The 25614-nt window shown below is 49.0% G+C and carries 32 protein-coding genes, 1 tRNA gene and 1 pseudogene; 17 read left to right on the plus strand and 17 right to left on the minus strand.

Annotation, left to right across the window (positions count from 1 at the left end; all coding sequences use genetic code 11):
- Positions 1–31: 31 nt before the first annotated feature.
- Entirely contained in the window at positions 32–391 is a 360-nt protein-coding gene (locus ACI0FR_RS00145) for a VOC family protein (RefSeq protein ID WP_374828705.1), read from the plus strand.
- A gap of 172 nt (positions 392–563) precedes the next feature.
- Here the strand turns inward: ACI0FR_RS00145 and nusG are convergent, their stop codons facing one another.
- From nusG to ACI0FR_RS00185, 8 genes and pseudogenes are all read right to left on the minus strand, one after another.
- Positions 564–1205 carry a transcription termination/antitermination protein NusG gene (gene nusG, locus ACI0FR_RS00150; RefSeq protein ID WP_404906872.1) on the minus strand — a complete coding sequence of 214 codons (642 nt, stop codon included), beginning with the start codon at positions 1203–1205 and terminating at the stop codon, positions 564–566.
- Positions 1192–2454 carry a hypothetical protein gene (locus ACI0FR_RS00155; protein WP_404906871.1) on the minus strand — a complete coding sequence of 421 codons (1263 nt, stop codon included), beginning with the start codon at positions 2452–2454 and terminating at the stop codon, positions 1192–1194. Before ACI0FR_RS00155 ends, nusG begins: the two co-directional genes overlap by 14 nt.
- Positions 2451–2702 (minus strand): DUF3310 domain-containing protein, encoded by a 252-nt coding sequence (locus tag ACI0FR_RS00160; protein WP_404906870.1) that lies wholly within the window; start codon positions 2700–2702, stop codon positions 2451–2453. Before ACI0FR_RS00160 ends, ACI0FR_RS00155 begins: the two co-directional genes overlap by 4 nt.
- Positions 2699–3223: a hypothetical protein gene (locus tag ACI0FR_RS00165; protein WP_404906869.1), complete on the minus strand. Its 525-nt coding sequence runs from the start codon at positions 3221–3223 to the stop codon at positions 2699–2701. The genes ACI0FR_RS00160 and ACI0FR_RS00165 overlap by 4 nt, the downstream gene beginning before the upstream one ends.
- A gap of 226 nt (positions 3224–3449) precedes the next feature.
- Positions 3450–4613, minus strand: a pseudogene (locus ACI0FR_RS00170) (MT-A70 family methyltransferase); the annotation flags it as partial.
- On the minus strand, positions 4610–4933 hold the full coding sequence (locus ACI0FR_RS00175) for a hypothetical protein (RefSeq protein WP_404906868.1): 324 nt from the start codon (positions 4931–4933) through the stop codon (positions 4610–4612). The gene ACI0FR_RS00175 and the pseudogene ACI0FR_RS00170, both read right to left, overlap by 4 nt.
- 105 nt (positions 4934–5038) lie before the next feature.
- The gene (locus ACI0FR_RS00180) at positions 5039–5305 is read right to left on the minus strand and encodes a hypothetical protein (RefSeq protein WP_404906867.1); all 267 of its coding nucleotides are present in this window, start codon (positions 5303–5305) and stop codon (positions 5039–5041) included.
- A gap of 10 nt (positions 5306–5315) precedes the next feature.
- Positions 5316–5558, minus strand: coding sequence for a DUF2312 domain-containing protein (locus ACI0FR_RS00185; RefSeq protein ID WP_404906930.1), 243 nt, complete (start codon positions 5556–5558; stop codon positions 5316–5318).
- A gap of 272 nt (positions 5559–5830) precedes the next feature.
- Between ACI0FR_RS00185 and ACI0FR_RS00190 the strand changes: the two genes are divergently transcribed.
- A complete protein-coding gene (locus tag ACI0FR_RS00190) occupies positions 5831–6109 on the plus strand; it encodes a hypothetical protein (RefSeq protein WP_404906866.1) in 279 nt (92 codons plus the stop codon).
- Here ACI0FR_RS00190 and ACI0FR_RS00195 read toward each other — a convergent pair.
- From ACI0FR_RS00195 to ACI0FR_RS00205, 3 genes are all read right to left on the minus strand, one after another.
- Positions 6099–6305 (minus strand): hypothetical protein, encoded by a 207-nt coding sequence (locus ACI0FR_RS00195; RefSeq protein ID WP_404906865.1) that lies wholly within the window; start codon positions 6303–6305, stop codon positions 6099–6101. The genes ACI0FR_RS00190 and ACI0FR_RS00195 overlap by 11 nt on opposite strands.
- A 178-nt stretch (positions 6306–6483) precedes the next feature.
- Positions 6484–6969 (minus strand): phage regulatory CII family protein, encoded by a 486-nt coding sequence (locus tag ACI0FR_RS00200; protein ID WP_374828712.1) that lies wholly within the window; start codon positions 6967–6969, stop codon positions 6484–6486.
- 278 nt (positions 6970–7247) lie between these two features.
- Positions 7248–7670, minus strand: a complete 423-nt coding sequence (locus tag ACI0FR_RS00205) for a helix-turn-helix transcriptional regulator (RefSeq protein ID WP_404906864.1) — start codon at positions 7668–7670, stop codon at positions 7248–7250.
- On the opposite strand from ACI0FR_RS00205, the gene ACI0FR_RS00210 reads away from it, so the two are divergent.
- The 6 genes from ACI0FR_RS00210 (at position 7671) to ACI0FR_RS00235 (ending at position 10138) form a co-directional block, all read left to right on the plus strand.
- Positions 7671–8324 (plus strand): XRE family transcriptional regulator, encoded by a 654-nt coding sequence (locus tag ACI0FR_RS00210; RefSeq protein ID WP_404906863.1) that lies wholly within the window; start codon positions 7671–7673, stop codon positions 8322–8324. It begins immediately after the preceding gene.
- A 177-nt stretch (positions 8325–8501) separates the two neighbouring features.
- Positions 8502–8738 carry a hypothetical protein gene (locus ACI0FR_RS00215; protein ID WP_404906862.1) on the plus strand — a complete coding sequence of 79 codons (237 nt, stop codon included), beginning with the start codon at positions 8502–8504 and terminating at the stop codon, positions 8736–8738.
- A complete protein-coding gene (locus ACI0FR_RS00220) occupies positions 8735–9424 on the plus strand; it encodes a hypothetical protein (RefSeq protein WP_404906861.1) in 690 nt (229 codons plus the stop codon). Before ACI0FR_RS00215 ends, ACI0FR_RS00220 begins: the two co-directional genes overlap by 4 nt.
- Complete coding sequence (locus ACI0FR_RS00225) at positions 9421–9642, plus strand: hypothetical protein (protein ID WP_404906860.1); 222 nt, start codon at positions 9421–9423, stop codon at positions 9640–9642. The genes ACI0FR_RS00220 and ACI0FR_RS00225 overlap by 4 nt, the downstream gene beginning before the upstream one ends.
- The gene (locus ACI0FR_RS00230; protein ID WP_374828719.1) at positions 9639–9917 is read left to right on the plus strand and encodes a hypothetical protein; all 279 of its coding nucleotides are present in this window, start codon (positions 9639–9641) and stop codon (positions 9915–9917) included. The genes ACI0FR_RS00225 and ACI0FR_RS00230 overlap by 4 nt, the downstream gene beginning before the upstream one ends.
- On the plus strand, positions 9914–10138 hold the full coding sequence (locus tag ACI0FR_RS00235) for a hypothetical protein (RefSeq protein ID WP_404906859.1): 225 nt from the start codon (positions 9914–9916) through the stop codon (positions 10136–10138). Before ACI0FR_RS00230 ends, ACI0FR_RS00235 begins: the two co-directional genes overlap by 4 nt.
- Here ACI0FR_RS00235 and ACI0FR_RS00240 read toward each other — a convergent pair.
- The 5 genes from ACI0FR_RS00240 to secA form a co-directional block, all read right to left on the minus strand.
- Positions 10101–11459 carry a DUF6538 domain-containing protein gene (locus ACI0FR_RS00240; RefSeq protein WP_404906858.1) on the minus strand — a complete coding sequence of 453 codons (1359 nt, stop codon included), beginning with the start codon at positions 11457–11459 and terminating at the stop codon, positions 10101–10103. The genes ACI0FR_RS00235 and ACI0FR_RS00240 overlap by 38 nt on opposite strands.
- A gap of 128 nt (positions 11460–11587) precedes the next feature.
- Positions 11588–11672 (minus strand) — tRNA-Leu (locus ACI0FR_RS00245).
- A gap of 233 nt (positions 11673–11905) precedes the next feature.
- On the minus strand, positions 11906–13531 hold the full coding sequence (locus ACI0FR_RS00250) for a phosphoethanolamine transferase (RefSeq protein ID WP_404906857.1): 1626 nt from the start codon (positions 13529–13531) through the stop codon (positions 11906–11908).
- A gap of 94 nt (positions 13532–13625) precedes the next feature.
- Positions 13626–14891, minus strand: coding sequence for a GNAT family N-acetyltransferase (locus tag ACI0FR_RS00255; RefSeq protein ID WP_404906856.1), 1266 nt, complete (start codon positions 14889–14891; stop codon positions 13626–13628).
- Between the two features lie 207 nt (positions 14892–15098).
- Positions 15099–17825 (minus strand): preprotein translocase subunit SecA, encoded by a 2727-nt coding sequence (secA, locus tag ACI0FR_RS00260; RefSeq protein WP_404906855.1) that lies wholly within the window; start codon positions 17823–17825, stop codon positions 15099–15101.
- Positions 17826–18125: 300 nt separating this feature from the next.
- Here secA and ACI0FR_RS00265 point away from each other — a divergent pair, with 300 nt between their 5' ends.
- From ACI0FR_RS00265 to ACI0FR_RS00285, 5 genes are all read left to right on the plus strand, one after another.
- Positions 18126–19049, plus strand: a complete 924-nt coding sequence (locus ACI0FR_RS00265; protein WP_404906854.1) for a peptidylprolyl isomerase — start codon at positions 18126–18128, stop codon at positions 19047–19049.
- A gap of 215 nt (positions 19050–19264) precedes the next feature.
- The gene (gene argJ / locus ACI0FR_RS00270) at positions 19265–20506 is read left to right on the plus strand and encodes a bifunctional glutamate N-acetyltransferase/amino-acid acetyltransferase ArgJ (protein WP_404906853.1); all 1242 of its coding nucleotides are present in this window, start codon (positions 19265–19267) and stop codon (positions 20504–20506) included.
- Between the two features lie 65 nt (positions 20507–20571).
- On the plus strand, positions 20572–21366 hold the full coding sequence (locus ACI0FR_RS00275) for a GNAT family N-acetyltransferase (protein ID WP_404906852.1): 795 nt from the start codon (positions 20572–20574) through the stop codon (positions 21364–21366).
- Positions 21367–21408: 42 nt separating this feature from the next.
- Positions 21409–21837 carry an 8-oxo-dGTP diphosphatase MutT gene (gene mutT, locus ACI0FR_RS00280; protein ID WP_404906851.1) on the plus strand — a complete coding sequence of 143 codons (429 nt, stop codon included), beginning with the start codon at positions 21409–21411 and terminating at the stop codon, positions 21835–21837.
- 108 nt (positions 21838–21945) lie between these two features.
- On the plus strand, positions 21946–22176 hold the full coding sequence (locus tag ACI0FR_RS00285; RefSeq protein ID WP_374828731.1) for a hypothetical protein: 231 nt from the start codon (positions 21946–21948) through the stop codon (positions 22174–22176).
- Between the two features lies 1 nt (position 22177).
- Here the strand turns inward: ACI0FR_RS00285 and ACI0FR_RS00290 are convergent, their stop codons facing one another.
- Positions 22178–23083 carry a methyltransferase domain-containing protein gene (locus tag ACI0FR_RS00290; RefSeq protein WP_404906850.1) on the minus strand — a complete coding sequence of 302 codons (906 nt, stop codon included), beginning with the start codon at positions 23081–23083 and terminating at the stop codon, positions 22178–22180.
- An 80-nt stretch (positions 23084–23163) separates the two neighbouring features.
- Here ACI0FR_RS00290 and ACI0FR_RS00295 point away from each other — a divergent pair, with 80 nt between their 5' ends.
- The 4 genes from ACI0FR_RS00295 to ACI0FR_RS00310 all read left to right on the plus strand — a co-directional run bounded on the left by ACI0FR_RS00295 (position 23164) and on the right by ACI0FR_RS00310 (position 25598).
- The gene (locus tag ACI0FR_RS00295; protein ID WP_404906849.1) at positions 23164–23973 is read left to right on the plus strand and encodes a ComF family protein; all 810 of its coding nucleotides are present in this window, start codon (positions 23164–23166) and stop codon (positions 23971–23973) included.
- A gap of 70 nt (positions 23974–24043) precedes the next feature.
- Positions 24044–24307, plus strand: a complete 264-nt coding sequence (grxC, locus tag ACI0FR_RS00300) for a glutaredoxin 3 (RefSeq protein ID WP_404906848.1) — start codon at positions 24044–24046, stop codon at positions 24305–24307.
- An 11-nt stretch (positions 24308–24318) separates the two neighbouring features.
- The gene (locus ACI0FR_RS00305; RefSeq protein ID WP_404906847.1) at positions 24319–25155 is read left to right on the plus strand and encodes a carbon-nitrogen hydrolase family protein; all 837 of its coding nucleotides are present in this window, start codon (positions 24319–24321) and stop codon (positions 25153–25155) included.
- A 17-nt stretch (positions 25156–25172) separates the two neighbouring features.
- Positions 25173–25598, plus strand: coding sequence for a DUF1178 family protein (locus ACI0FR_RS00310; protein WP_404906846.1), 426 nt, complete (start codon positions 25173–25175; stop codon positions 25596–25598).
- The last annotated feature ends 16 nt before the right edge of the window (positions 25599–25614 follow it).

A 25614-nucleotide genomic window follows, 5' to 3' on the forward strand; every position in this document is an offset into this window, starting at 1 on the left:
ACGCGAGACTTCCTTTTTTACCGGAGCCTTCATGATTACCCCCACACGTATGATAGCCGTATTGCCTTCTAATGATCTCAAAGCATCCATTCAGTTCTATAAATTGCTAGGTTTCAAACCAAAAGATGATGTCGTGTACGATGACTACCAGATGCTTATCGACGGTAAAGGTGCTGAGTTGCATTTAACCAAAGCACCTGATGGTTGGTTGATACCAGGTAAAAGTCCATGCGGCGTATATTTTTACGCAGATAACATTGACGAACTGGCGGCTCAAGTTGGAAAACATGCATTACACCCACCCCGACAAACACCATGGGGAACATATGAATTCGCTGCATCAGACCCAGATGAGAACCTCGTGCGAATTGGCAGAAGTTCAGTTGATTAATGCTAGAGTTGTCTAGACATAGCTTACGCACTGGCCCTGAATCGATCTCTCTAAGTTGAGAGTGTCAGGGCGGGGTCTGACCGGCGTACCGACCTCGGGATTTTCATCCCCGCTGTTTAGGCGTTTTCAGAGGCTCACTACAGGATCATCAGATTGTCCGCCATAATAGCTGTCACAAGTTTTCGAGCATTGCAAGAGGGATGAGTGCAGGAACACAACCACCCAGAAACTCAATCTCAAGCACTGCATCACCTTTTTTACCCGCTTGAACAACCACCCCAACAGCACCGGCAAACAGCCCTTCAATGATGCGGACACGCATGCCGCGATTGAGTTGAATTGTGCTTTCCTTATCCCAATCATAGACACCAGATTGTGCCTTGCCTTTGATAAGCTTCACCATTGCAGTTTGGACTAAGTACGGTTTTTCATTTCCACCGACCAAATTGATCACGTGCTCAAAACCAAGAATTCCGTGTAGTGCTTCGCCGAATATTGGACAGCGGATAAGCACATAACCTGTCATCATCGGGATCATTTCAGCAGGAATTACACGATGCCTTTTTCTTTTTTCTGCCCCTTTACGCACAGGCACAAAGCACTCAATTCCGCATTCAATGAGCTGCTTTTCAAGAATCAGCTCTTTTCCGGACATCACACGGGCTGCAATCCACGGTGCGTCCGAATCAAGCCGCACAGCTGCTGCTGCAATTTCACGGCGCCGTCTTTCTTTCTCAGCCGCCAACATCATCACCTTTGGATGCTGATTGATCTTGGTTTCAAGTGCAGAGCGTTCGATATCATTGAGCAGCATCTTGTTTCACCTCTGCAAGCTTTGCTTCAAATGCAGCCAATCCAGCCACGCCGCCCTTTGGGCAATAAACCACCGGCAAACGGTCAAACTCGGACAACCAAGGCCAATTACGCCGTTTAAACTCACGCTTCCATGCATCCAAGCCTTCAGTGCCTTGCGGCACAGGTTCGAATAAATGAGCAAGCTCTTGCCAAAGTTGACCAAACACCGCCCCGCCCTTTTGCTGCTGCACCATGCGGAACTGCATCACCTTTGGCCAAGCTTTGGCAAACAGAGCGTTTGGCAGGAAAGTCTTGCTCGCCAGCGCCTCATCAGCCGCGCCTTCGTAGAAATGAGCGAACAAACGCGCCATACCAACCGGCCCGAAACAAGCAGCCCAACCATCCGGCTTGTTTGTTTTCGAAGCGTCTGCCGCCTTGGCATCCTCCAAACGATCCAGAATTGCCGGATCAAGCGCATTCCAAAGCCGATCTCGGAAGAATATCCCTGCTCCTTGGGGTTTTACTTTGCGCTCGGCAGCATTCAGCAAATAAGCATCACGCCAACGCTCAGCCTCTTTGCGCTCAGCCGGAATAAGCCCAGCAAAATGCCCCTTGATCCAAGCCAAAGTAGTTTGGTGATCCCATTTCGGCCAGATCCCAGCATCATAGCCAACCCCGTTCAAGAACCTGATAACCCTCTTCTCAAACGCCGCGGTTTTTGGATCATCCTCGGCGGAGACGCTATCCTGCTCTAAACTCTTTTTCGAACTTTCGCTTTCGCGCGCTTTTTTTTCTTTCTTATGATCAGTATTTTCTAGATTATCAGTTATTACTAGGGGGGGATTTACCGGCGCCGGTTTTTCCGTTGACGGATTCACCGTCGACGGTTTTTCAGTCTGCGGTAGAAATGCAACACTTTCATCCATCACAGCGCAGTCGGTTTGCGGCTCAACTACAGCCGACCTAATCGGCTCATCATAGATAACCAAAGATAATGCGCTGAAACGTCCACCTTCCCGCGCCTGCTCTTTTTCCGCATAACCAGTCTCGACCAGCTCGGCAACAATCCGGCGCGCCTTATCGCGCCCGCATGAGCCTTTATTCATGATGTCACGCAAGACGACTGTCCAATTATCCGGCTTTGACAAAAGGTAACCAAGCAACCACCTTGCTTCCATACTCAACCGCACATCCTCAAAGACATGGTTTGGTATGGCCGCGTAGCGTGCATTGCGTACACCTCTTCTGATGGTGGCTTCCTCTTTCATTCCGCCACCTCCTTTCCCTCATATACGGGGTTGGGCTGGTCGCCCTTTCGTGCCCGCAAAGCCAATTCGCGCTCGATATACCAATGTGCTTTTTTCAGATCTTCCATGGCATCGTTTTTAAGATCTGCCCGCCAGATATATTTCATGGCATTGCCAAGATTGAAGCCCATATGCTCAGTGATAGTGATGCATTCCACGCCAGACGGATGGCTGTTATAATGCTTAGGATTATTGACCGGATCGCTCATCGCGATGCCCTCCGCCATGCTGTGTAACCGGCACGAAGCGAGCGCCAGCGCTCTGCCGCTTGCGGATCACTATTGAGTGCTTTGCGTGATGAAACACCGAGCAACGAGCGCAGTTTGACCGCCACCCGATCATCGGTGAGCGGCTTTTCCAGCCCGTGCTTTTCGTGGATGTAAAGCTTGAATGCAGGCTCACCGCACTTCATGGACGCTTCCGCCGCATAATTGCGCGGATCATGCCGTGCAGGTTTATTTGCACGCGCTGACTGGCCGCACTTAGCGCTCGCAATTGCCCGATCGACAAGCCCAAGCAAAAACATTGCGATATATGGCGCATTGGCGAAGAATTCGATTTCTTCAGGCGTTGCACCTTTGTGAAACCGTGCCACTTCCACCACGTCACCTTGAGCAGTTTTGGCCTCGACAAAATTGCCGATATCATCCGCCGCCAAAAACCATTGCGCGCCGCTCAAGGCTGAAAGCTTATTACGAATTCTGCGCAACTCTTGTGCCTCGTCAGACATTGCGCCCTCCGATCCACTTGCGCCTGCCGGAGCTGGTTGGCGCACTGACCAGACCTTGAGCTTCCAATTGCTCCAACACGCGGCACACGTCCGTATACGGCACTTGGGAAAGCTTGCTGATGATGTTGGGCGAGGCCATTTTGTTATGAGCAAAAACCGCGCAAACCGCATCATAATGCGGATCTGGCTCGTCAATCGCTTCTTCGTCCGGCTCAACCGGCTGCGTGGCCTCAAAGCCCCATGCGTCCCAACCTTTGCGCGGACGACGACAAAACAATTCAACCTTGGCAATGTCCGGAAAAAGCCGCTCGATCTGCTCAGCGAAATAATCAGGCTTCACCGAATGATCCGTCTTGCGCTCGCTGTAAACCGTATTTGGTTGTTTTCCGGCCAAAGGCGCGGCCACATCGCCACGCCGTCCGATCAGCAAAAGCTCATGGCAATCCCTGCCCCAATAGCCCGTGCCAGCGACAACCTTGTCCCAAATCCAGTGATGAACATAAGTGAAACCACATGCTTCCATCACCTGCAAAGCATCAAGCAACATCGGATTGGTTGCCCAGCAAAAGAAAACAGCCGGATGATTGCCGCCAATCAGCTTTTGCATAAGCTCAATGATCTCAGGCGTCGGCATTGTCGGATAATGGTTTTCAGCCGACTTTTCGCGCCCTGTCATTTCCGAATGCACACCAAAGCGCCAAGGCGGATCAGCATAATAAACCGGATAAATCAGCGCTTCAGAAGTTGGTGCCGTCTGCCGTCCGCGCTCTGCCACGATTTCCATCTTGGTCAAACGCACCGCATGACGCACTTTGGCTTGCTCGGCGCGGATCTGCTTGGCCGCGGATAAAATAGCCTTCTTTTCCTGCCGCAGAACTTTTGTTTGCTCTGCATGTTCAAGCTCTGAAAGTGCTTCACCGGCATGAATAGACACTTTTCCTTGACGGATAGCTTCAATTAACTCTGATGAGCCATGATCTCTTACACGTCGAGCGGCTGTTACCGCACGCTCTGAAATTGTTAGCTTTTCTGCCGCTCGGCGGGTCGGCAAATTTGCTGACCCACCTGTATTTTGATTAATTCCACGTTCCCAATCTACGATTAAAGCAGCGGCCATCGCTCGTTGAGATTCAGTTAGATGCCTGCGGTGCAGGTTTTTTGACAAAACGAAAGACAGCGGATCATCAAGGGAAAATTGCTCATAAACCGGCTCGACACCTGCAAGCGCACATGCCGCCTGCCGGTTGCGTCCGTCCAGCACTTTGCCATCCAGCAAAAGGATAGGTTCAAACTGTCCGTTTTCTTTAATGTCGAGGCTCAATGTGCGTAAATTGACTTCATCAAGCATCGGAAAAATATCGGCCAGCGGATGCGCGGGATAAAGCGTCATTTGTTTGCTCTCCCGCGTTTATGCCGACGCACGGCTTCCAATATTGCCGCGCATCTGGCTTCAGGAATACCCGTCGCTTTTGCCATACTGGCGGTGTCGGTTTTGCCTGCCAAAAGTAGAACGCACTTCACCTGTTCATCCAATTCAGCATCGGATGGCGGGATGTCGCGTTCTTGACCAATACGCGCTGCAAAGGCCGCCTCAAACAACAGCTGTGCATATTCACTCGGGCTGTAGCCAAGCCGTTTGGCACTTAAGTTCAAACGCCTTGAAACCCGATCTGTCAGTTTCAAATTCAGAATGACGGAAGGTTGATGCATATCAGTGCCTTTCTGCCAGCCAGATGATGATGAAAAACGGTGCTGCACAGACGAGCGCAATCAAGCAGCCAAGCACTATGTCGGAGTTTCCACGAATGAACTGCATCATACGTAAGCCCTCCGCAAAGGTGGCAAACCTTCCGCCACTCGCTCGCTATCAACCAGTTTTTGCAGCTCACCATGCTTCAGGCGCATCCACTTGCCGCCAGCCCGTTTGGCATAAAATCGACCGCTCTTGATATGCAGATCAATGCCGCGCGTTTTGAGATAATCGAAAGCAAAGTAATAGCCGGATGAAACGCCCTTTTCGAAACGTCTCGCACCGCCGTTTTGCCGCATCCAATTGGCAATCAATGCCTGTTCAGCTTGCATAACAGTCACCTCAAACCATTCCGAGCGCGTCCATATAGAGTTGAAGCATTGCTGCCTCCTCTTGGCGCTCATGTTCTTCTTTTTTGCGTAAACGGATGATTGTGCGGACAGCTTTGCTGTCGAAGCCGGAACCTTTTAGTTCCGCGTAAACCTCTTTGATGTCATCGGCGACGGTCTTTTTTTCTTCTTCCAGCCGCTCAATGCGCTCGATAAAACTGCGCAACTGACCGACCGCGACCGTCTGAGCCGTTATCTCTTCGGCTTTTTCAACCTTGGTTTTCTTGGTGCCGCGTAAATGACCGGATACCGATTCACAACTGGCAATAAAATCCTCAATCGGGACCTCAGGCGTTGAAATGCCGCCAGCTGAGAGTTTAACCGTGGTGTACGCACTATATGGATCATAAGCTTCAGTCTTAGGGCGCAAGTCAGTCATGACAGCACCTCCAGTGTAGTGCTAGATATTTGCCTTTGCTCTGCTTCCATGCACAATTTCGAGTATCGCAATACAGGGATTTCGATGTAATGAAAGAAGATGCCACCCACCAAGAACAGCTTAATCGTATGGATGAGCAAATTGCAGTTTTGCAGCAGGCACTGTGCATCACCATTGCCACAATGACGAACGAGCAGAGGGAGTTTATTCATCGGACAATTGGCGAATATGCTGATAAACTGGCCGAAGCCGCTAAAGAAACAAATGACGTCGACCTTCAAAGCAGCGTCGAAATAGCCCGTGAAGTTGCTGAAAACTTTAGAGGAATTGAAGACTGGGCGGCATCTTTTAAAGCCTTCAATCGCTAGAGCCGTGGCGCTCTCGATTAGTATCCCATCCCATAGCTTCCCAGCGCTTTCGCCTTGCTTGCTGCCGCGCAATAGCTCGCTTGACGCATCCAGCAATGAGCTGGCTGAAATCAAGCGTTTTGACCCGCACGCCAACTTCAGCATCCACGTTGCCATTGATAACTTCAATGCTTTCAAGCTTATTGATTGGCGACATTTCACATTCCTTTCGTTTGATAATTGAGCAAATGCAAACCCGCCTTCGCGTTCGAGAACCAAAACGCGAAGGCGGGCAATCATCTGCCGAGGGAGAATGCGCCAGATGATAAGTAAATATTGAGTTTGAGATTTTCCGTGACATTCATCACGTCGTGCGGACAAAAACTGTGGCTCACTCATGCCGCACCGCCCTTCACAGCGGCCTTAACCCGGCGCTGCAAAGCACGGATTTCCTGTATGGATTTTTCCATTTTACCGGAGATAATCCGCTCTTCTTCAGGCGTAATCACACCATCGGCAACAGAGTTTGAGACAGCTTTAACGAGCTGGCTAATTCCGCACAAAAGCGAAGCAACATCGGTAATGTCCGGTAGGTTTTCGCCCTGCCCGTCAGCATCCAGTGCCACTAGTTTAAACCCAAGCATTGCGGCCATAGCAGACAAAATGCCGTTGGAACGTGTGTCCAACATCAAATCCATTGCGATATCGATCGGCATATGCGCCGCCGCATCATCCAGCGAGCCATATTTTGAAAGCGCCGGTGCTTGCACACGTGTCACATGCTCAAAACTGGAAACACCGCCAGCCATTTCAAGCAAACGGCGAACGACAGCTTTTAACTGGCGGCGCTGCTGTTCATTTGTCGGGCGCAGATTACTCATAATGGGCACCTGCACTGGAGCTTAAGGCATCACAGAAAACATTGATCACATCGTTTCCGTGACAAGCAGAATCCTGCTTGCTCAAATGAGAGCTATGAAAAATGTGGTCATTCAGGCTGGTGTTTTTCACTTGAATCATAGGAGGCACCTAAAAAAACGGCACAGCTTTCCCGTTCCGGGGCAAGCCAGTGCAAGCCCCAAAAACCGAGGCACTTAGTTTGATGAAATTTGAGAGTTAATCAGCGACCAACGGAGGGTCTGACGAATGCTTACATCGCTTAAATGCTGCCATTCACACCTTCCCCATTATTTAATGCCGGAATGCAAGGTTGGGAGGAGCGCCCCTGCATTCCGGCTTCACCTGACGTGAGCATGTCAGGCGAGATCATCGTAAGAAAATTTCTTCGAGCCTTCATGCAGCTCAACATGAAACCCTCTGCAGAACATGAACCAGATGTGGCCACCTCAACTGATAAGGCCAGATCAAAACTCGGTGCTCTTTTGCCATTCAATGCGCGGGTTATTGTACTGGGCGCACAGCCAATGCTTCGCGCAAGGGCAGCAATCGAACTGTTCGTCTGTTCCAAATAGTCTTGTAAAGCCAACATGCTCAATATTTGCCAAATAGGCAAATGATTGTCAATTATCTTTTTGCCTATTTGGCTATGGTGGATTAAATGATGTTGTTGGAAATTTGCCATATGGACAAATCACCTTCAAACCGCATACGCGAAATCCGCGACCAGCAAGGCTTAACGATCGAAGAGTTAGCCGAGCGCGCCGATATTTCAGTTTCTTATATGTCACGCCTTGAAAATGGGCAGCGCAATCTATCACTGAAAAATATGAATGTGATTGCTCATGCTCTTGGAGTAAGCGCTCAAGATCTACTCTTGGAAACAGAAAATAGAAATAATGTAGTACGCGTAATGGGTAAAATTGGTGCTGGAGCCGAGATATCGCCTGAGGAAGAACAAATTCCTCCTGAAGGTTTATATGAGATCGAAACCCCGTTTCCCCTGCCTGACGATGCAATAGCATTTGAAGTTGTCGGAGATTCTATGTGGCCACGCTATGATCCGGGCGACATTATCATCTGCTATAAACAAGGAGTTTCCCCTGCTGAAGTGATTGGATGGGAAGCCGCAGTCAAAACAAGTGATGAAAAACGATACTTAAAACGAATTCTAAAGGGTGGCACCAGCAACCATTATGATCTTGAGAGCCATAATGCGCCCCCGATCAGAAATGTCGGTATTGTATGGGCTGCGGCTGTGCAGTCCGTGATAAGAATGGGGCAATGGACGCGCCTTCCTGCAAGCTATCGGCAGCATCAGCTCTACAAAATGAAATGACCGGTTTTTGAACCCACCATCCGGTGGGTTTTTTATTACTCATCTCTACTGTTGCCTATTTGGCAAATATTGCTTGACGTAAATTTGCCTATATGGCAAATATTGCATTATCAAACGCCAGTCACAGCGGCATGATTATGCAATCCAAGTGACCGGCTCCCCACAATGGAGAGCATCATGATCATCTATCAAAGCATCAAACCCGCCCAACAAGCAGCCATCACACTACAGGCTAGCGAAGCGCTAACGGTCAAAGAAATGGCCGCAACCATGCAAGACATGGCAGCAGCCGGAGAAGCAGTGACACCTGAAAACTTGAAGCTGCACGGCTTTAGCGACAGCGCAATTATGCGCTTCGCAGCCGAAGCCGCCAGCCTTGCCCGCAAAAACGCAGTTAAGGCGGTGCGGGCATGATCAGCCAAGAAGAAAATATCAGACGCTTTGGACAGCCAGTGACAGGACGCGGCTCCACATGGCCAAAAGAAAGAGAATTAATCTCACTCTCCTTCAACGCACAGGGCGGCGAAATTCTTCGAATACAGATGCAGAAGAAAGAAGCGAAATGGCTTTTGCATACACTCCATCACTACCTTGACGTGAACAGAGATTCTGCGAGTGAAAAGCTATCAGCACCTGCAAACTTGTCGAAAACTGATGCGGCGGCGGTGCGTGGATCTAAAGGGCGGCTACCTGAGCTGCCAGACGAGCTTTATGAATACTACCCCGCTATGAGTGCGCAAACTCACGAGAAGCTTGTAAAATCATATGCCCGTGATGCCATCCGCGCCCCATCTGCCGACCCAGCACAGGCAGGCTTCGCTAACGCCGACTGGTTTTACCGAGATAATGATCCGGATGATAATGGCGATACAGCTTACGAAGCAATCGTAAACCATCCTGAATATTCGATACACCTAGTTCACTCAAGTTACAGGGGCGATAGCAGATATGTGTTTCGCGCCCCTACACTTGATCCAAGCGATGACGACGACGAGGTATTGAACTTCGAAACCGAAGAGGAAGCAATTGCGGCGGCAACAGAACGTAAAGAAGCGATTGCATCTTTACCCGCCGCCCCGACCACGGTGGCAGGACGATGAAGCTGACAGCAAACAAATTGCCTGATGGATTTACCCTTGAGCAGGATCAGGACGGGGACTGGGTTCTTTTCCCACCTACCAACGTAACCATATTTAGCACTGCCGGAGAGGGCTTGCTTATTGGAAAATGCGATTACGAGACAGCGTTGAGCGATGCCCTGATGCACCTAGAAGACACCGCAGGCCGCGGCGCCTTGGCGCAAGGGGGCAAGCGATGAAGTTAGCATACGCAGAAGTAAGAGCCGACTTTGAAAAGCTTGAGAGTGTTATTGAGCTTCACGATCATGTCGAACTGGATAGCGCACGATTAAACTTAATGCAAAATCCGACGAAGGCAGAAGCTGCACAAATGTATCTATCAGCTATTGGTCTTTGGTTTGGTGAACGTCGGTCAAAATACAAAAGGCAACCAGAATTACCGGAATGGGTGTTTGATATGGCCGATAAATATGGTTTTGGCCGCGCGGCCTTGGCACCGGGAAGTGGAGAATGAGAAAAATCAAACCACGCCCTGTCACCCTTGAGCGCATAGATCGTGCAATGGACAGACTTGCCCAGATCATATTGGACCATGGGCAAGAAGGCTTACAATATTTGGTTATTTATGAGCGACTGGAGCAGGAGCGGGAAATAGTTCTTGAACAAGAAGGGCAGCTCAACAAGCTACGTGAGCGCCTCAAACAATCGAAGGCTCGAATGGCAGCTGAATTTTAAGCAGTTCCTGCTGGCGCCATTTGAGCGCCCCGCCCGATCCATAAGTTGGCCGGTCAACTGTATGCCCCATCAAAATACGACGAAGCTCTGAATCAATGCCCGCCTCTTTCATACGATCCTCAAACGAGTGCCGGAATGAATAAACCTTGTGCTTTTCAGACGGCAGAAGACCATGCTCACGCAGATATTTGTTGAGTGCTGCCGACATGCTGGACTCACGGTCTTTATAGCGTGGAAAACCGTCCGGATGCTTTTTAAAAACTTCCAGAGCCACACCAACCAAAGGCACATCGCGGATTGAAGATTGTGTTTTGATTTCGCGCTTGTCATCCGGATCAAAACGCGGCGCAATCTTGAGATGCGGCACTTCATGATCAAGCACGATCTCGGCAGCGGTCAGGTTGCAAAGCTCGCTGGGACGCGCCCCTGTCTCGATCATAGCCAGAATAACGCCGCGCCCTTGATCATTCATATTCGCAAGCGCACCGGGCTTCATGATTACGTCGCGGATCCATTCAGTTTCAAATGGCGGCCGCGTGTTTTTCTGGCGCTCGTTAAAGCTTAAATTGGCAAACGGATTTACGCGTCCGTCATCGCCCAGATATTTAAAATAAGCATCATAAAGCACCCGCATATTGCCGATGACACGGTTGCCCATAGAGGCTGAATGCGTTGCCACACCTTTAGCCGGCGCGACACGATCGATCCAATAACGATAAAATTTCTGAGCATCTTCGCGTGAGATCTCATCGATAGCTCTTTGACCAACAACTTGTGTGAAATAATCAACGGCGAGTTGTTTGACCTTTTCCCATTTTTTGCGCTGAGCGGGACTTTTGCCGGCAATCTCATGGGCTGCAATTTCATCCCGATATAGTTCGAACGCTTTTTGAACTGACATTGCGGGTTTTTTCACGCCGCCGAGCACGGCTTGCACGACGGGCTTTGGCATTTGGTCATTAAGGACTGTTTCTATGCGCCGCAGGATAGTATCGACTTGCTCTGTCGAGATTTCGGCTGGATGGCGATATGTAAAGCCAAGAGCTTCCACTCTTTTTCTGGCTTGATTATATTTATCTATCGCTCTTTCGCAATCGCCGCCAAGGATCAGGGCGGCCCAGTATTCGTCATCTGCCCGTTCCAGAATATCGCGCTTTGCGCGTGCTTCGGCCAGATCACTTGTTTTGAGTGATTGTTGAGCGAACTCTCCTCGATCATCCATTGCGATGACGCTTGTTGGTATGCGGCGTTTGTAATGAAAATTACCTGCTCTTATGAGGAGATATCGATCAGCATTATAGTTTGATTTTTTAGCTGCCATGATGTTCTGCCGCCCTTTGTGTAACAAAGAATGTAACAGAAATTATATGCCCTGCAAGAGGGGTATTTTGACTGATTTAAATTATCGAGTTAAATCAATAGGTTACGGGGATTTTTAAGTGGGAAAAGTGGTGCGGGTGGTCGGAATCGAACCGACACTCCTTTCGGAACTGGATTTTGAATCCAGCGCGTCTACCAGTTCCACCACACCCGCACATTTCTAAACTACCGAGGGTACGTCCTGTAAACCAGAACGGGGAACTATTATTCGGTAGCGGTCAGGGATATAACGGCTTCCCTCTCTCAGGTCAATCACCACTGACAAAACTTCATGCACTAAAATGACTTTTTTAAGAATATTTATCCCTGGAGCAAGAGACCGCACAGCCATTATGAGCAAAACAGCCGTTTGATGACAAAGTGGATCATCAAACGGCTTGAATAAGTTTAAGGTTCAGCCTGTTTCCGGCAGGCTGCAAATCGATCAAGTGACTGATCATAAACCGATGTTTTCACATTCATCATGCCCAAAACCGTATGAAAAAGATTGTCATGTGATGCCTCCTCGCCGGAACTTGCCCGCAAACACGACAAATCCATACCCGTCACGGCCTGATAATCTGGTGAAAACCATGCAATGAACGGAATATGCGTCTGCGTATCGGGTGCAATAAAATAAGGCGCTGCATGCAGATAAAGGCCATTCTCGCCCAGTGATTCGCCGTGATCGGACATATAAATCATCGACGAAACAAACTTGTCTTCATTGTCTTTAAGAATATCGATGATCTGCGACAAAACCTTATCCGTATAAAGAATGGAATTGTCATAAGAATTGACGATCTGACTATCCTCACATTTCGAGAACTCGGCCGTGCGGCACTCTGGTTTGAACTGTGCGATTTCCGGCGGATAGCGCATATAATAGGCAGGGCCATGGCTACCCGTCATATGCAAAACAAGCGTCGTATTTTCCTTGAACTCTGCCAAATGGTCACGCAAATAATCCGATAGAATCTGATCAATACACTCACCGCCTGCACAATATTTCGGATCATTGGAAGTTTGCAGATCAATCATCTTTGACCGGTCGGCAACCCCTTTGTCACCGGTATTGTTTTCCCACCACTCAACGTTCACACCGGCATGCTGCAACACATCAAGCAGGTTTTCTGAAGCCTTGAATTTAGCGCTGGAATAATCGGTGCGTGGAAATGGCGAGAACATACAAGGCACCGAAACAGAGGTCTCCGTACCGCAGCTGGTCGTATTGGTAAATGCGAGCACATCACGTTTCTTCAATTCCGGATTAGTTTCTCGTTCATAACCATTGAGACTGAAATTTTGTGCTCTTGCGGTTTCGCCCACCACTACAACAGTCAGCATTTTTTTACCCGCCGGTAATGTCATTTGTACCTGTTTGGCATCCTGACCTAGCGGTTGCATGACAATCTGGCGCTCGGTTAAATCACGAATAAAGTAATCGATCGTGCTTGCGACGGGCTTATAGGGCACCAGATAGCCCATAATATCATGGCGGTGCATACGATACATCGAAGAATAAGCGCCAAAATCAGCGCCGATCAAAATAACAAAACCAGCCACACTGCCCAAGATGATTGGGGTATTGATCATGATCTTGTTTAAAATAGGCCGGTGAATGACCCTTACCCATGCGATCAAAGCCGATGGAAGCAGGCCATATAGCAACATGTGCGTAATAAAACCTGCTGTCAGCAGATTGCGAGATTCCCCGGCGGTTGTCGTCAAGGTTGCCTCAACCACATTTCGGGTGATGATCGTGCCGAATGTCTCGGCAAAATATGAGCCGGCCGCGGCCACCATAATCATAAAGATCAAAAAGGGTTTAATGACATAATGTGCTGAAAACAAAACCAAAATGGCAATATGCAGCAACAACAAAGCCACTGCCATGACAGCCACTTTCAGCGGCTGGCCATTAAAATAGTCAAAAATCAGGGGCCAAAATGTCTTGTTGGTAAATAATAAAAAATAGATCGCGGTCAAAACACAAAGCAGACCACTGGAAATTGAAGGACGAGTAAAATGCATAAATTATACTTTCTGAATTTATAATCCAGCTCTTTATGTTCTGAATTTGCGCTTTTTATGTCCGGTTAAATTGACGATTATAACAAGCTTATCCCTATTTAAAATGGCGGATTAATTTACGGTATGCTTGCTTCAAAGCACTGCTTTGGTTTCGTAGCCTGACTTTAACCGCCGCCTTTTCAACCAAACGATGCGCATCTCTATTCAAGCCGACAATCAGTGTCTCTTGCGGCTCGCACGTATTGAACATACTTTCAATCAACGGATGTTCAGCCAGTACACAAGCATCCATGCGTTTGATATTCGGATCGTCGATCGTATTTTTAATCACATCGCGCAACAATAAAACATCGGGTGAAAATGCATGTAACCCTTCCGCATAAGCACTTTTCCAAATCCATGCATCGCTATTTTCAATAAAAATGATGACTGCCGCAATTGTCTTATCATTGAGTTCCAATGAATGAAGCTGCACGGCACCACGTTCTGCCAGATTATTAACGGCTTCACGTGCAAACGCTTCACGATAACGATCCCCGACGATCTTTGTTTTATGCCGGGCTCTTTCCGTACGGTTTTCCAACAGAATGAAACGCTCAAACTTCAGCCGGATATCATCAATACTAGTGCTGACCACATATCGCACGGCTCCAAGCTCTGAAAGACTTTCAAACAAATATTGCAACTGCATATTGTGACCGGCATCTATGTATTCTCGGCAATACGCGTCCCCCGCCAGATCACTGATTAGAAACGGGCGTGGCTCATTCTCAAGCACATGCATGGGCAGTTTTCGCTTATCTGCAACATCGCGGATCACCTGCGTTGTTGCACCATGCGAGCGCATATGTGGAAAAACCAGCACCTGTGGCAATTGCAAATGCTTGCGGTTCAAAATATCAAAAAGATCATTCACGACACCTGAAGGGTCATCCTGATCAATCAAAGGCGTGCCTTGCGGAGAAAAGCCGGTTGTCCATGCCCGCATCATCGCCTGTCCTGTTTTCCAGCCCAGACGCTCCATCGTATAGGGCATCACAAAACGCAAACGGCTGCGTTCTTCATTCTCGTCACGCATTACCATAAAACGGACAATACGATCTTCCAGCCGCGGCATAGCCGGTGCTAAAAACCGCGCATTGAAAAAAATATTGGGTTCAATGGTGCGCTTGCTTAAAAAATCCAGTTCATCGCGTAATTCATAACCTGCGGAAGCGGCATAAATATCCAGTTTACGCGGAATTTCCGGTTGCAAGGCGTATGGCGTGCCATTTTCCGGCATGAGCGCGCATGCAAAAACAGATTTTGCTGCCCTTTCTGCTTCTTGCGCCTTCTCCTCAAGCAATGGATGCACAACCATCGAAATCCCCTCGACCAATTTTCCTCAGGCATCATTCATTACTGCCTGAATAGCATATTGTGCAATTTCTATAGGGCAAATCCTTTAATATAAAGAAAACCAGAAGCTTAATAAAACACAAATAAAAAAGCCGTTGTTTTGTCAATGAAAACAAAACAACGGCTTAACTGGTTTATGCAGTATTGACGCTCTTAATCGAACGCACTCTTAATCGAACGCACCGTGGCAATGCTTGTATTTCTTGCCGGAGCCACAAGGGCAATTTTCATTACGGCTGACACGCCCCCATGTGCGTGGATCACTGGCATCACGGCTAGACGGCTCAATAATCCGGTCATCTTCTTGATGTTCTGCCCATGCATCCGGATCGAAATCATTCATCCCGGTAGAGCTATCAATATGGCTGCCACTCATGACCGGCAATTCTGGTGCAGGCTCACTCGCTGCCTCACGCACCAGCTCCACCCGCATCAACTGCGATGTCACAACTTCGCGCAAATTGCCGAGCATGGCCTGAAACAGTTCAAAACCTTCGGTCTTATATTCGCTCAGTGGATCGCGCTGCGCATAACCACGGAAACCAACGACTGAGCGTAAATGATCGAGATTGACCAAATGCTCGCGCCACAGATTATCCAACGATTGCAGGATCACAGATTTTTCCACATATGTCATAATCTGTTCGCCAAAGCGCTCGGCACGATCAGCCGCTGCTTTATCTGCGGCTTCCATGATGCGATTGAGAAATTCTTCCTCAGCAATACCTTCTTCCTTGGCCCATTCTTCAACAGGCAGATCAAGGTTCAAGCTCTTTGCCACATCTTCCTTCAAGCCGGCAATATCCCATTTTTCCGCATAGGCATTTTCAGGGATACGGGCTGCGACCATGTCTTCAATCACTTCATGGCGCATTTCAGTAACGGCATCGGTCAGGTTTTCACTGTCCATCATTTCAAGGCGCTGCTCGAAGATCACCTTACGCTGATCATTCATCACATCGTCATATTTGAGCAGATTTTTGCGCATTTCAAAGTTACGCGCTTCCACCTTCTTCTGCGCCTTTTCCAAAGCCTTGTTAATCCATGGATGGACGATGGCTTCGTCTTCCTTCAGACCCAGTTTCTGGAGCATCCCATCCATACGATCGGAGCCGAAAATGCGCATCAAGTCATCCTGCAAGGAAAGGAAGAATTTCGAGCGTCCCGGATCACCCTGACGACCGGAACGACCACGCAACTGATTATCAATGCGGCGGCTTTCATGACGCTCGGTTGCCAGAACATAAAGCCCACCGGCAGCAAGTGCTTTTTCTTTCAATCGGGCAATATCAGCTTTAATGGCCGCAATTTTCTGTTCGCGTTCTTCACCTTCCGGCACATCGGCCAGTTCCTGCTGCACCCGCATTTCCAAATTGCCGCCGAGCTGAATATCTGTACCACGGCCAGCCATATTCGTTGCAATAGTCACTGCCCCCGGTACACCGGCCTGTGCAATAATGAACGCTTCCTGTTCGTGATAACGGGCGTTCAGAACCTGAAAACCTTTGATACCTTCTTTACGCAGACGATCCGCCAGCATTTCAGATTTTTCAATCGAAGTGGTGCCGACCAGCACTGGTTGCGACTTGGCATGCGCTTCACGAATATCACGCACAATCGCTTTGAATTTCTCTTCAACCGTACGATAAACTTCATCATGATCATCAATACGGGCAACCGGCAGATTGGTTGGAATTTCTACAACTTCCAAACCGTAAATATTGCCGAATTCTTCAGCTTCCGTTGCCGCTGTGCCAGTCATACCGGAAAGCTTGGTATACATGCGGAAATAATTCTGGAACGTAATCGAAGCCAGTGTCTGGTTTTCAGGCTGGATCGTCACCTCTTCTTTGGCTTCCAATGCCTGATGCAAACCTTCGGAGTAACGGCGCCCCGGCATCATACGGCCGGTGAATTCGTCGATGATAACAATCTCGTCATTATTGACGATGTAATCTTTATCACGCTGGAACAATGTATGGGCACGTAGCGCATTATTGAGATGGTGAACAATGGCGACATTCTCGATGTCATAAAGTCCTTCACCTTTCAGGTGTCCGGCTTCTGCCAAAAGCTGTTCCATGCGTTCGGTACCGGCTTCTGTGAAAATCGCCGTTTTTGCTTTCTCATCAACTTCAAAATCTTCCGCAGTCAATTTCGGAATAAAATTATTGATGAGGTTATAAGATTCGGTACGATCTTCCAGCGGACCGGAAATAATCAGTGGCGTGCGAGCCTCATCGATGAGAATCGAATCAACTTCATCGACAATCGCGTAATGATGCGGGCGCTGCACCATCTGGGCGCGCTCATATTTCATATTGTCGCGCAAATAATCGAAACCAAGTTCGTTATTGGTCGCGTACGTAATGTCGCAATTATATGAAGCGCGGCGCTGATCATCATCCATACCATGACCGATCACACCAACCGTGAGGCCAAGGAAGTTGTAAAGCTTCGCCATTGTCTGGGCATCACGACCGGCGAGATAGTCATTGACCGTCACCACATGCACGCCTTTGCCTTCAAGGGCGTTGAGGTAAACCGGCAAGGTTGCCATCAAGGTTTTACCTTCACCGGTACGCATTTCGGCAATACCACGCTCATGCAGCACAATACCGCCAATCAGCTGCACATCGAAGGGACGCATGTCCAACACACGTTTTGCGGCTTCTCTGGCCGTGGCAAACGCATCGGGAAGCAAATCATCCACAGTTTTGCCATTGGCTAACGCCGCACGAAATTCCGCGGTTTTTGCCTGCAACTGTTCGTTTGTAAGTGCCTCGTAATTTTTCTCAAGCGCTGTAATTTCTTGAACGCGCTGACGCATGCTTTTGACACGGCGGTCATTAGATGAGCCGAAAATCTTACGGGCGAGACCGCCAAAGCTGACCATTCCTGGTCCTTTCCTGTCCGTTCAGCCAGCTAAACTACCGGCATTAAAATGCTTTTATCTACATCAATCTAAGCATTAGCATAAAAAGCACAATATTCGCATGCAACCTTGAAGGCGCAATTTTCGAACCATCGTGCAAACAACGCAAGCTTACTGGACGCAAAGCCGTTGGAGAGATAAGAGTGGGATTGCGTGATGTCAACGTAGTAGCGCGTTATCATCTATGATAACAGATGCTTTTTAAGGCCAAATTATGCCGTATTTATCAGGTCGGTAGACGGTTCCAATGGAGAATTTTTGATGACACTATACCGTAAAAGCCTTGCCATGCTCGCCGCAACAGCATTTTTGGGTGGCGTAATGGGCACAGCTATCGCACAGGAAGCAGCCGCTCCGGCCCCTGCTGCAGCGACAACCGAAAAAGATGAACCGGGCAAAGTTCTGGCCACTGTTAATGGTGTTGCCATCACGCAAGGCGAAGTCGATCAGGCTGCAACCGATCTGGATCCGCAATTTGGCCGCCTGCCGGTTGAACAGCGCCGTTTGGCTGCATTGGCTGCACTCATCGACATTAAAGCACTGGCCGCTGAAGGCGAGAAAAACAAGCTCGACCAGACAGAAGAATTTAAAAACCGTATGGGCTTCTTGAAGGACCGCGCGCTGCATAACGAAGTTTTCAAAGCTGAAATCGTCGACAAAATCTCCGATGAAGATGCACGCGCTCGTTATGACAAAGAAATTGCAGCTTTGCCTGCTCAAAACGAAGTGCGCGCCCGTCACATTCTCGTCAAAGAGAAAAAAGACGCTGAAGAAATCATCAAAAAACTGGATGGCGGCGCAAAATTTGAAGATCTGGCCAAAGAAAACTCCACTGACGGCTCTGCCGCTCAGGGTGGCGATCTGGGTTATTTCGGCGAGGGTATGATGGTGCCGGAATTTGAAAAAGCCGCCTTCGCACTGGAACCGGGCAGCTACACCAAAGAGCCGGTCGAATCACAGTTTGGCTTCCACATTATCAAGCTGGAAGACAAACGCGCCAAACAGCCACCGGCATTTGATCAGGTAAAAGATGAAATCCGTTCAATGATTATGCGTGAGCGCTATGTCACCATGATCAAAGATCTGCGCGATGGCATGAAAATCACCTATAATGATCCGGCTGTTGAAAAGGCCATGAAGGAAGCTGCAGCTGAACAGGATGCAAAAGAAGCTGCCAAGCCGTAAGTCTGGCCTTGGTTTCAGGCATAAAATCATCGCCTGATCAGGCAAAAATACAACGGGTGCTTTTAATTAATTTTGAAAGTGCCCGTTTTTTTACGCCCCGCATAAGGTATCTCTATGCAAAGGCTTGGAAAAGCAGCATAAGAGATGCAGAAGTTGATTGCTTTAAAAGCAGAAAAATTCACAATTACATTACATGACCAGTATTTGAGGCTATCATGTCGGCACCTATTTCTCCGCTTGCTCCTAAACATTATCCGGCAATGCCCGCGATCCAAGGAGCGCGTATTGCCACCGCAGAAGCGGGTATCAAATATAAAGGCCGAACAGACGTTATGATGCTGATCTTTGATCAGCCGGCAGAAGCAGCAGGTGTTTTCACCCGCTCGAAATGCCCGTCAGCTCCAGTTGATTTCTGCCGGCAGAACCTTGTTCATGGTAAGGCTCGCGCAGTTGTGGTCAATTCCGGCAATGCAAATGCTTTCACCGGCTCCAAAGGCCGCGCCAGTACGCAAGCCACCGCAGAAGCCGCAGCTCAGGCTATCGGCTGCTCGACTACAGAAATTTTTCTCGCTTCCACCGGCGTAATCGGTGAACCATTGGATGCAAGCAAATTCTCGCATCTGCTGGGTGATATGGCACAAAATGCCGTCGATAATTATTGGACGGAAGCTGCCAAAGCGATCATGACCACGGATACTTATCCGAAGGTTGCAACCGAAACCGTGCTGATCGGTGAAGTGCCTGTTACCATCAATGGTATTGCCAAAGGTGCAGGCATGATTGCGCCCGACATGGCCACTATGTTGTCTTTCATCGTCACCGATGCGCCGATCTCTTCCGCAGTATTGCAGAGCCTGTTGTCGAAGGGTGTTGATCCGACATTCAACTCGATGACAGTTGATAGCGACACATCCACCTCCGACACTTTAATGCTGTTTTCGACCGGCACAGCTATTGAGCGCGGCGCACCGGCAATCACCGATGTGAAAGACACCCGTCTCAACCAGTTCAAAAAAGCGCTGAACCGCTTATTAAAATCACTCGCCATGCAGGTTGCGCGTGACGGCGAAGGCGCCCGAAAAATGCTGGAAATTGAAGTAACCGGTGCCAAATCTGCTGTTTCTGCCAAGAAAATTGCACTTTCCATTGCCAACTCACCACTGGTTAAAACCGCAGCTGCCGGTGAAGATGCCAATTGGGGTCGTGTGGTTATGGCCGTTGGTAAAGCCGGTGAACCAGCCGAGCGCGATCTGCTAGCCATCTGGTTTGGTGACATCCGCGTGGCGCATCAGGGCGAACGTGATCCGGATTATTCGGAGGATGCTGCTTCTGCCTATATGAAAGGCGAAGATATTTATATCCGTGTGGATATTGGTCTTGGCCGCGGCAAAGCAACGGTTTGGACATGTGATCTGACCAAAGAATATGTCGCCATCAACGGCGATTACCGCAGTTAAATAACAGCGCATCCCGAAAAGTGTTAAGCGGTTTTCGGATGAGGTGCGCGCAAAAAAAGACACAGATGATGACCAGCTCCCCGTCCATCACAACACCTGATCTCACTATTGTGCGCCAGCTCGAAGCTTTGGGCTTTCGCGCATGGCCTGCAAGTCAGGTGCAATATAGCGGGAGCTGGGCCATCCGTCTGACACCGGATCATCAGTCGAAGCGCTTGAATTCGGTCAATCCGCTTGATCCGGGCGATTTTCATAATCTTGATGAACGCGTTACAGCGATCAAAACAATGTTTGAGCAAGCCGGAAAACGCCCTGTTTTCCGCCTGTCTCCGCTTGCTGCACCGCAGCTTATCCAATATCTTGATGATCTTGGCTGGGTGGAAAAAGGACGCACCATTACTATGGTGCGATCCATTGAACCGGATTTTGCCAGTAAACCGACTGATATTATGCTGAGCGACGATATTGAGGCTTATGCCAAAGCATCACTTGCGGCGCATGGTAAAAGCCTTGCTGAACAAAATGCACTCTCACCAGCCCTCACCGCTATTTTAAGCCAGATCCGCCCCGCAAAAACGATGATGATTGCCAAAGAAAGCGATCAGACAGTTGCAGCGGGTCTTTGCGTTAAAGATTATGCATGGGCAGGGCTTTTTGATCTGGCAACTGCTCCCTCGCATCAACGCCAAGGGTTGGCGGCAGCACTCATTGCCACTAGCCTGCAATGGGCACAGCAACGGGGCGCCAAACGCGCATGGCTGCAAATCGAAGAAGGCAATCTTGCGGGATTAGCGCTTTACCGTAAACTGGGCTTTAGCGAGAGCTATCGCTACTGTTACCGAGAAATGCCGCAAGGCTGATATTTCTTCAGTTATAATGCCAATTCAATCAACGGGATTATCATGACCAGCACTCCATCAGGCACCCCACAACGCCGTATTCTGTTAGTTGCCGCCTGCGCCTTGGTGGATAATGACGGCCGCGTTTTGCTGGCGCAGCGCCCTGAAGGCAAACAATTGGCAGGCTTATGGGAGTTTCCGGGCGGCAAGGTGGAGGCCGGTGAAACACCGGAAGAAACCCTCATCCGCGAATTGCAGGAAGAACTTGGCATTATCACCCAAACAGCTTGTCTGGCACCGCTTACCTTTGCCAGCCACACTTATGATGATTTTCATTTACTTATGCCGCTTTATATTTGCCGCCGTTATGAAGGCATTGCGCGCGGCATGGAAGGCCAAGCGATAAAATGGGTACGGCCGCGTGACATGCGTGATTATCCGATGCCACCGGCTGACGAACCACTCATCCCTATTTTATGCGATTTATTGTAATATCTATCTGTGATTAACTGTGACAATAACCAATCTGTGCAGTTTTGTTAATTTATCTTTCACTTCATTACGCCACACTGCGGCTCATACCACCCGGAGTTTTGAGTAATGGGTAATCAACAAAAAGACATCAAAGAGATCGACCGCGATCCATCCTATCGTCCGCTTTCCAATGCCAAAAGCAGCGCATTGCGTATTGCACTATTATTCGGCTCGGCGGCTCTTGCCCTTGGTATGATCATCATTCCATTGATGAATGAACGTGCCAACCGTCAAGACATGCAAGCATTGTTCCCGTATAGTGTCGACATGACCAAGACAGGCTCAATCCGTAACTAATCTATTCTTCATCCGGTTTGGTTTGAAATTGCTGTAATGCATCTGCCAGCGAGGCTTTGGCAGAACCGGGCTTTAACGGCTTTTGCTGTGATTCATGCGGCTTCCAGCCCGACATCCACAGTGTTGAAAAACTTGCTCTGATGCGCCCGTCCAGATCAGAAAAACGATCAGTATAAATCTGCGCCGCACGCATGAAAACACTGCGCGTCAGTGGCTTTCTCGATCGATCAAGCAGAATATTCTGCATACCCATGGCGCGAATATCTTTAAGCAAATCGAACATAGAATTATAACGAACCGTCACTGTATCAACATCAGTAACAGGCAATGCAAATCCGGCTCGCTGCAACAAAGCGCCCGCATCGCGAATATCTGCAAAAGGCGCAATACGGGCAGCCGCACCGCCGGTCAATTCGATCTCGGCTTGCATCAGGCTTTCACGCAATTCACCCAAAGTGCCGGTGCCGGGAAAAGCTGCCAGAAACAAACCATCAGGGCGCAATGCACGGGAAATCTGGATCAGCATACCAGGCAAATCATTGACCAGATGCAGAGACATCAAGGATATAATCAGATCAGCGCTTTGTGGCTCCAGCGGCAGGATTTCGTTTGGCTCAACCACGCCTTTTTCAAAAGCAGCACCGCTGTCTTGAAAATAGAAATCGCCCTGCTCAATGCGGATGACTTTATCGACTTTTTCCGAATGCGCTAAACCTTGCGCCAAGGCATCCGTATAGCCCATCAGCGCCACACCGGTGCCGAAATGCTTTTCGACCGCACTTAAGCGATCCAGCACATCTTCAACTGCGCGCGATAGTAAAAAGTCAGCGTCTGCGACGGGCTTTGCCAAAGCACGCTTTTGAAACTGCAACATCAATTGGCGGTCAAAAATTCCGCTACCCGACATTTATAATCCGCCTTTTACAATCCGCATTTCTTCTGGCATGGTGAACCAGTGTTACATGCGTTCGATTGGGAGCGAATGCAATGACAAACCATGTCAGTTTGAAAAATAATGACGATGATGAAGAGCCGAAAGGGCTCAATTTCAGCTTTTCTGCGTTCAGTAAAAAGGCGTTCAAAACCGCTGCCGATATTTTATTTCCACCTACCTGCATCGGCTGCAAACGCCATGTTTCGCATCCTGGTTCCTTGTGCCCGGCCTGCTGGTGTGAAATCCGCTTTATCGAACACCCCTTTTGTCCTGTGCTCGGCACACCCTTTGCCCATGATTTCGGCTCGCATTTTTTATGTGCCGAGGCCATTGCCAATCCACCGCCTTTCAAGCGCCTGCGCTCGGCCGTCTTACACAAGGGTGCGGCGCAACGCATGGCGGTATCATTGAAATTTTATGACCGTACCGACCTGGCACCATGGATGGCACAATGGCTGGCACGTGCAGGACGTGAATTGCTCGATGATTGCGATGTGATCATCCCTGTGCCTCTCTATCGCTGGCGCTTCTGGCAGCGCCGTTATAACCAATCGGCAGAGCTTGCACGCAGCCTGGCTAAGTCCGCCAACAAACCCTTTTGCGTTGATGCTTTGATCCGCACCCGCAACACGGTACAACAAACCGGCCTTGGCAGCAAAGAACGCCAACGCAATGTCGATGGTGCTTTCAAAGTGCCCGATAAAGGCGATATCCATATTCGCGGGCGACGGATTTTGCTGATTGATGATGTTTATACGACAGGTGCAACCGTGCGCTCTGCCACCCGCACATTATTGCGTCACGGCGCGCAATCCGTAGACGTTTTAACTTTCAGCCGTGTTTTGCCCGAACATATACAATGAAGCTTTAAACAACAGGGGCTTTCAGCACACGCAATAAAAGCATATATGAGCATCAACAATGGAGTTAATCATGGTTGATGTTACAATTTATACCCGTCCGGGCTGCCCTTATTGCACCAAAGCAAAAGCTTTGCTGTCCCAGAAAAATGTTGCATTTAACGAAATTAATGCAGGTGCCACCCCCGAACTTCGTGCAGAAATGCAACAAAAATCAGGCCGCAACACATTTCCGCAAATTTTTGTCGGTGATTATCATGTCGGCGGCTGTGATGATTTGCATGCTCTGGACGCAACTGGCAAGCTGGGCACACTTCTAGAGACCGGAACACTATAAGGGAAAAAACCATGAGCACTTTTCGCGCAGCCGCCGTCCAAATGCGTGTCGGCAGTGATATCAATGCCAATGTTGAATCTCTGGAACAACTTGTTGCAGAGGCTGCGCGCCAAGGTGCTCACTATGTTCAAACCCCTGAAGCAACCGGCGGCTTTCAACGCGATAAAAACGTGCTGCTCGCCACTATCCGCGACGAGGCCGATGATCCGGTATTTCTAGCTGCCGCAAAGCTTGCCAAAGCACACGGCATTTATCTGCATATTGGTTCTACCGCCATTCGTTCAGCTGATAATAAAGCCGCCAATCGTGGTGTGATTTTTGCGCCAACGGGCGAAAAAATTACCACCTATGACAAAATCCATATGTTTGATGTGGATTTGGACAATGGCGAAAGCTGGCGTGAATCTGCCACTTACGAACCGGGTGACAAAGCGATTGTCGTTGAAACGCCCCTTGTCAATATCGGCATGGGTATTTGCTACGATATCCGCTTTCCGCAGCTTTTTCGGGCACAGGCTTTGCTTGGTGCCAATCTGCTGACAGCACCTGCAGCCTTCACCCGCCAGACCGGTGAAGCGCATTGGCATATTTTGCAGCGCGCCCGCGCCATTGAAAATGGTGCCTTTCTGATTTCCGCCGCCCAAGGTGGCTTTCATGAAGACGGACGCGGCACATATGGCCACTCAATCATTATCTCGCCATGGGGCACGATTCTGGCGGAAGCCAACCATGATGAGCCATGTGTGATTGTTGCAGAAATTGATGTCAATGAATCCACTTTTGCGCGCAAAAAAATTCCTAATCTTGCCAATGCGCGCAAATTCAGCACGCAAATTGTCAAATTTTAAGGACTAAAACAAAGAAAATGATCCGCTTTTCGCTTAATTGTGCCAGCAACCATCATTTCGAAGCATGGTTTCGAAACAATGATGATTTTGACCAGCAGCTGAAAAGCGGTTTTGTCAGCTGCCCGCAATGCGGCTCACAAAACGTGCAAAAAGCGCTGATGGCACCATCTGTTTCAACCGGACGTAAAAAAGACCAGATCGCAGTCACTCTGGATGAAGCACAGAAAAAAATTCTGAACGACATTCAGGATCTGGCACGTAAGGTGCGGGAAAATGCGGATTATGTCGGTGATAAATTTGCCGAAGAAGCACGTAAAATCCATTATGGCGAAACAGAAAAACGCGGCATTTACGGCGAAGCAACTACCGAAGACGTGACATCCCTCGTTGATGAAGGCATTGAAATCATGCCACTTCCGGCTTTGCCTGAAGACAAGAACTGATCACTCTATTTCACTT

Source organism: Paenochrobactrum sp. BZR 201-1 (assembly GCF_044987585.2).
GTDB classification, from domain to species: domain Bacteria; phylum Pseudomonadota; class Alphaproteobacteria; order Rhizobiales; family Rhizobiaceae; genus Paenochrobactrum; species Paenochrobactrum pullorum.